Source organism: Frankia sp. CcMO1, assembly GCF_977945845.1.
In genome coordinates this window covers 1-6,125 of the sequence record NZ_CDWTMG010000269.1, presented here as the reverse complement: position 1 = coordinate 6,125, position 6,125 = coordinate 1, and the positions used below count along the sequence as shown (strand labels likewise).

Annotated in this window: 8 protein-coding genes; 2 read left to right on the top strand and 6 right to left on the bottom strand. The window is 70.7% G+C overall.

Annotated elements, in window-relative coordinates; all coding sequences use genetic code 11:
* On the top strand, positions 1-595 hold a 595-nt coding region (locus AC08OU_RS21575; RefSeq protein ID WP_476605645.1), incomplete at its 5' end, for an HAD-IA family hydrolase.
* On the opposite strand, the gene AC08OU_RS21570 is transcribed toward AC08OU_RS21575, so the two are convergent.
* The 4 genes from AC08OU_RS21570 to AC08OU_RS21555 are packed head-to-tail and all read right to left on the bottom strand — an operon-like array spanning position 562 to position 3,485.
* A complete protein-coding gene (locus AC08OU_RS21570) occupies positions 562-1,572 on the bottom strand; it encodes an ROK family protein (protein WP_476601837.1) in 1,011 nt (336 codons plus the stop codon). The two genes, AC08OU_RS21575 and AC08OU_RS21570, sit on opposite strands and share 34 nt — an antisense overlap.
* Before the next feature lie 16 nt (positions 1,573-1,588).
* Positions 1,589-2,410: a shikimate dehydrogenase family protein gene (locus AC08OU_RS21565; RefSeq protein ID WP_462188629.1), complete on the bottom strand. Its 822-nt coding sequence runs from the start codon at positions 2,408-2,410 to the stop codon at positions 1,589-1,591.
* 5 nt (positions 2,411-2,415) lie between these two features.
* Complete coding sequence (locus tag AC08OU_RS21560; RefSeq protein ID WP_476601840.1) at positions 2,416-3,117, bottom strand: 3-dehydroquinate synthase; 702 nt, start codon at positions 3,115-3,117, stop codon at positions 2,416-2,418.
* Positions 3,030-3,485: a hypothetical protein gene (locus AC08OU_RS21555; protein ID WP_476601842.1), complete on the bottom strand. Its 456-nt coding sequence runs from the start codon at positions 3,483-3,485 to the stop codon at positions 3,030-3,032. The genes AC08OU_RS21560 and AC08OU_RS21555 overlap by 88 nt, the downstream gene beginning before the upstream one ends.
* Positions 3,486-3,782: 297 nt before the next feature.
* Here AC08OU_RS21555 and AC08OU_RS21550 point away from each other — a divergent pair, with 297 nt between their 5' ends.
* Entirely contained in the window at positions 3,783-4,319 is a 537-nt protein-coding gene (locus AC08OU_RS21550) for a MarR family winged helix-turn-helix transcriptional regulator (protein ID WP_476601838.1), read from the top strand.
* A 60-nt stretch (positions 4,320-4,379) separates the two neighbouring features.
* On the opposite strand, the gene AC08OU_RS21545 is transcribed toward AC08OU_RS21550, so the two are convergent.
* Together AC08OU_RS21545 and AC08OU_RS21540 are read right to left on the bottom strand one after the other, a co-directional pair.
* A complete protein-coding gene (locus AC08OU_RS21545; protein WP_476601841.1) occupies positions 4,380-4,952 on the bottom strand; it encodes a VOC family protein in 573 nt (190 codons plus the stop codon).
* Positions 4,953-5,229: 277 nt separating this feature from the next.
* Positions 5,230-6,125, bottom strand: an 896-nt coding sequence (locus AC08OU_RS21540; protein WP_476605644.1) for an NAD(P)/FAD-dependent oxidoreductase, incomplete at its 5' end; no start/stop codon positions are given.

Sequence of the window (6,125 nt, the reverse complement as noted above, 5' to 3'; positions counted from 1 at the left end):
GCCCCCGTTCGAGGAGTACAACCGGCACCTGGGACGGTACTTCCCGGACATCATGCGGATTATGAATCTGCCGCTGGAGATGGAGGAGCCGTTCGTCCGCGAGAGCTATCGGCTGGCCCACCAGGTGGTGCTTTTCGAAGGGATCGCCGCGCTGCTGCGGACCCTGCACGAGCGCGGCCTCGGGCTCGCGGTCGCCACCGGCAAGGCCGGTCCACGGGCCCGGCACCTGCTGGGTGAGCTCGACATTTTGCCGATCTTCAATTATGTCATCGGCTCTGATGAGATCGCCCGTCCCAAACCGGCGCCGGACATCGTGAACCGGGCACTCGAACTGTTGGGCGTGGCGCCGAGTGAGGCGATGATGATCGGGGACGCGGTCGCCGACCTGGAGAGCGCGCGTGCGGCCGGCGTGATGGCGGTGGCCGCGCTGTGGGGCGAGGCGGACGGCGCCGAGCTGGTCGCGGCCGAGCCGGACGCGGTGCTGCGCCGGCCCGCGGAGTTGCTGTCCCTTCTCCGGCCGCACCCGGTCGAACCCGCCGGCACCGCCGGTGTCCCCGCGGCTCAGGCCGGCCGACCGATCCTCGCCGGCGGCTGAGCCGCCAGGAGCGCTCCGAACAGGGAGGACAGGCCGCCCAGCAGCGCCGGGCGGATGGGCGCGGGCGGATGTCCCGGGCGGGCAAGGGCCTGGGCATGCTCGGCGACCGCCTGCGGAAATCCAGGCAGGCCGGCCGCGAACCCGCCGCCGACCATCGCCATCGCGGGATGCAGCAGTTCGGTCAGCCCGACGACGGCCGTGGCGATCGCCGCGGCGCTCTCGCCCACTGTCCGCACCGCCCAGGGGTCGGCCGCGAGCCAGGCTGCGCGCAGGTCCGCGAAGGTCACCTCCTCACCACGCCGCTGGGCGGCCCGGCGCAGGGTGGCCGGCCCGGATGCGGTTGCCTGCACACATCCGCGGCGGCCGCAGTCACAGCTGGGCCCGCCGGACGAGATGATCAGATGTCCGATCTCGCTGGAGCCGCGACCGGGCCCCGGGCAGGACCGGCCGCCGAGCACGATCCCGCCGCCGACGCCCGTCCCGACCCCCAGGTAGACCACGTTCTCACAGCCGGCCGCGTCCGCCTCCGCGAGCGCGGCCAGATCGCCGTCGTCGCCGCAGACCACGGTGGTGCCCGGCAGCAGATCCCGCAGCGCGGCGCCGAGGTCGAGCCCGGTCCAGGCCGGCCGGCCCGGCCATGTTGTGACCCGGCCGGCGGCGTTGATGGTTGCGGGCATCGCCACGCCGACGGCGTCGACCCGACCGCCCCATCGGGCGGTCAGCGCGGCAACGTGTGCGGCGAGATCGTCGATGTCCTGGGTGGCGGTCGCCGACGGCGACCACTGGAAGGTTGTCTCCACCGGCCTGACGCGACCGTCCGGTCCGTCCGGTCCGTCCAGTCCGCTCGGCCTGGCCGGGCCGACCTGCTCGTCGCCTCCCGTCGGGTCCGCCACGGCCTGTGCGGCCTCGATGCGCAGCGCGACCTTGGTGCCGCCCACGTCGATACCCAGACAGCCGGTTAGAGGTTGTGCACGCATGAGCCCTCGCAGATCGTCAGGCGGGTGCCGCCGGGACGAGATCGAAGAACGAGCGGTAGAAGCCGATCTGGTGGGCGAGCATGTGGATGCCCGGATGGGTCGGCAGGCCGAGTGCGGCCGCGGCCCGCAGCAGGCGGGTGTCGGGCGGTTTCATGATGATGTCCGCCACGACGCAGCCCGCCGCGAGCCCGTCCGGCGGGAAGGGGAGCGGATCGTCTGGACGCAGGCCGAGCGGCGTGGCGTTCACCGCGAGATCGACATCGTGCAGCAGGGGTGCCGCGACGCCGACGGCGCGGCCCGGCCAGTGCTCGTCGAGGCGGGCGAGCAGGCCGTCGCGCTTCTCCCGGTCCGGATCGTAGATCGACAGCCGCGTGCTGCCGGCGTCGAGCAGCGCGGCCGCGATGGCGCTGCCGGCGCCGCCCGCGCCCACTAGCGAGACCCGCGTTCCGGCCACCGGGCGTCCGGCGGCCGTCAGCCCCCGGACGAATCCCGCTCCGTCGAAGTTGTCGGCCTGCCAGCGCCCGGACGAGCCGCGGCGCAGTGCGTTGGCGCTCCCGCTGATCGCGGCCGCCGGACTGCGTTCGTCGGCGAGGGCGCAGGCGGCGACCTTGTGCGGAATCGTGATCAGGATGCCGTCCAGGTTCTCGATGCGCCGGAGTCCATCGAGTACGGCGGGGAAGTCCGCCGGCCGGGCGTGCACCGGTACGAGGACGGCGTCGAGCCCGAGTTCGTCGAACAGCGGATTAAGTAACGACGGCGCCTGTACCTGCTTGACGGGATCCCCGACGACGGCGAACAGGCGGGTGGTGCCCGTGATGGCACGCGGGGCCGGTGGCATGGGCGTCAGGCCAGCGGCCCGCGCGGCATGTCGCCGAGCGTCTTCATGACCAGGTCTTCCGGAATGTCGCCCACCAGCTGTGGGCCGTCCGCGCCGTCGAGCACGAAGGTGAGGCCGGTGTTCGTCGACTTCTTGTCCAGACGCATCACGGCGACGAGCTCGGCGGCGTCCGCCTCAGTGGGCAGTGCCGTCGGCAGCCCGTACCCGCGGACCACGTCCAGGTGCTCGCGGACCCGATCGTCCCCGATCCGGCCGAGCTCCCCGGCGAGACGGCCGGCGAATACGGTGCCGATCGCCACCGCCTCACCGTGGCGCAGCGCGAAGTCGGTGGCGCGCTCCAGGGCATGCCCCAGGGTGTGGCCGTAGTTGAGGATGTGGCGCAGGCTCGAGTCCCGTTCGTCCCGGGCGACGACGGCGGCCTTGAGCGCCACGCTGGCGGCGATCTGCTCCGTCACCGGCAGACCGCGTAGGTCCCCGGTGCCGATGGAGTGGGCCCGCGCGATCTCGCCGTAGCCGTTGATCCACTCCCGCTGGGGCAGGGTCCGCAGGTAGTCGGTGTCGCAGAGGACGGCGCTGGGTTGCCAGTAGGCGCCGAGGAGGTTCTTGCCGGCGGGCAGGTTCACCGCCGTCTTCCCGCCGACGCTCGCGTCCACCTGGGCGAGCAGGGATGTCGGGAGGTGTACCACCGCCACGCCGCGGTGGTACAGCGCCGCAGCGAGCCCGACGACGTCCGTGGTGGTCCCTCCGCCGCAGGAGATGCGACGTCTGACCGGGTCAGCCCGAAAGCCGCGAACCGGCCGCAGAGCGCCTCGACGTTCGACAGGTTCTTGTCCGTCTCGCCGTCCCGTGCGGCCAGCCGCAGCACCGGCACGCCCGGGTCGGGGACCGCGTCCTGCGGCCGCGCCGAGACGATGACGGCCCGCCGGGCGCCGATCCGCGCGACGATGTCGGGCAGGATTCGGCGGACCCCGGGACCGATATCGATCGGATAGCTGCGTGAGCCGAGGTCCACCGAGACCCGTCGATGATCGGCGGTGATCCGCTCGATCGGGCTCGTCCGCTGCGCTGTGAGCATGCCCGTCAAGGTGTGCCTTCCGGATCCGCGGTCGCGTGCTAGCGCCTGCCTGGTGCCTTGCGGTGGTGCGTTGCGGTGGTTCTGCACGGGCCGCCGCGGCAATTCTGCCGCGCCCGGGAGTCGCCCCCCTTCCGTCGGGTCGGGTGTGAGCCATCGCACCTCCTCCCGTTCGTCTTCGTCGCTCGCGCGCGCCGCCGACGCCCCGCGTGGGTCGCTGCCCCGCGTGGATCCGTGCCCTTGTGTGGATCCGCGCCCCGCGCGAATTGATGCATGGTGCACGCAGAGTAGGGTCGTGTGGTGGGTTCAGACGACGGCGCGAGGCTCGCGGCATCGCTCGGACTTCTCCTCACCCGGCCGAATCGGACGCGTCTGTTCGGGGAGCTGCTCTCCTCGGCGGACGTCGGACTCGACGAGGCTGTCTACCCCGTGCTCAACGGTCTGGCCCGCACGGGCCCGACCACGGCGCGCAAGCTGAGCATGGAGATCGGCATCGACCGTTCGGTGGCGAGTCGGCACAGTGATCGTCTCGAGGCGCTCGGGTTGCTGCTCCGTTCGGCCGATCCCGATGACGCCCGCGCGGTCCGCCTGACGCTCACCGACGAGGGCCGGGCCGCCATCGATCGCTCTCGGCGTCGGCTGGCTGACGTCTTCCAGCGCATGCTCGACGACTGGCCCGCCGAGGACGCGCGCGCCTTCGTCGCCGGCATGGATCGCTTTGTCGCGGAGGGCGCGCTCAAGCCCGCGGGGCGACCTGGATACGCCCGCGGAACATCGGGAGGCCCGTACCCACAGAGAGGCCGCCCGGCTCGGGGGGTGCCGGGCGGCCTCGATTGATGATGACATTTGGATGGCCGCCGAGACAAGTCCACGAAGACGGCAGGTTTCGGACAATAATCACCAACCGTCCCGTCCGGCGCCCCCGGGGATGAGTTCGATCAGTAGTCCGGAACCCGCGTCGAGATAGGCCTGTCGCGGGTTCCGCGCGTCCGGCCGGAGCTGCTCGACCAGGCATCCCGCGGCGACCGCCCGGTGCAGGCACGCCGGCAGGTCGTCGACCTCGTAGCCGATGGAGAACATTCCCTCGCCGCATTGGTCGAGAATTTCCCGCCCTGTCCACGGCCGGTCGCCGGGTTCCACCAACTCGACCAGGCTGCTGCCGAAGCGGCCGAACGCGATCCGGACGTTCTTGATCATGATCGGTCGATCGCGCCAGAGGGCGGGGCCGGAGACGACCCGCGACTCCCACGCGTCGACCCGGAGGGAGACGGCGTATCGTTCCCGGGCAGCATCGAGGTCCGCGACGAGGATGCCGAGATGGTGGAACGTCAGCTCGCCCAGCATCTTCTCGATGACCCGCGCCGCCAGCAGGGCGGAGGCCGGTGAATGGGGCGTGGTGCGGACGGACGGCGACGCCGGATCCGGCGTCGTCCGGATCCGGTCCTCCCGATTCTGGATGATTGTCTCCATCACCGCGGCTCCCTCCATGCCTCTGGCCCGGGCAGAGGGCGAGGACGCCGATCGTATCGTCGTCCTCCGGGCTGTTCTCGCCGTCCCGCGGGTACCATCGATTAGGACGATCCCGTCGCGGATGGACGCGGGACGGCCCCGGCCTTTAGAGGCCCGGCCTTTAGGAGTCGAAATGAAATAACTTGCGCGTTTCGAACCCTCCACAGGCCTGTGACCTGCGATGATGCTCTCGATCACGTATTTGTTACTTCATTACGTCCCCTTAGCGGCCCGGCCTTTAGAGGATTGCCGGAGTGGGCACCCCACCCGTGCGGGTGAGTAGATCGTCGAGGTCGTACTCGTACCAGCGGCGGAGCGGCTCGGGGGAACTCGTGCGCCCCCACTCGTACATGCGGCGCTGGGCTTCGAAGGAGCCGTCGTGCCAGCGGCGCAGCACATCGCCCAGCCGGAGCGGAGTGGGGAGGAAGTCGGCGCCGCCCAGCAGAGTGGCGAGCCGCTCGACGGCGGCGGCTGGGGCCAGCCGGCCGGCCTCGACCTCGTCCATCACGGCGTTGAGCGAGTCGAAGAAGGGCTGGAATTCCGGCAGGTCGGGGCAGAAGGTGCCCAGATGTGGCGCGTCGAGCAGGCGGTCGAACAGCGCCGGATCGCCCTTTTCCAGATAGCCGAAGTAGGTTCCGACAAGCCGGGAGATGCCCATGTTCCAGCCGAGGAACCACACCTTCGACCACGCCCGCCACAGGTCGAAATCGCGGAACGAGATGTAGGAGCCGTGTACGAGCTTATCGTTGACGTCCAGGATCGTCTGGTTGAGCGTGTCGATGTGGCCGAAGCGTTCCGCCGAGAAGTCGTCGTCGGCGAGGGCCTCCATCAGAACTGGTGCGAGGGCGTAGATGACCTGCATGGTGTTGGCCATGCCACGGGAGAACAGCGCGTCGATCGCCCCGGCTGCGTGGGACATCATCGCCCAGCGGTCACCGACCGTCCGTGAGCTGGAGTACTGGGTGCGACCGGTGGAGATCCAGTCCCAGGCGGGCCGGGCACCGGCGAACTGGCGCGCGATACTGGGGAACCGCTCGAGATAAGCGTTCCATTCCTGCTCGGCTGGTACCGAGGGATCCCTGGGGAAGCGTCGCGAGTCAAGGTTGAGCCCGACGCTGCACAGTGGGTTGGGGG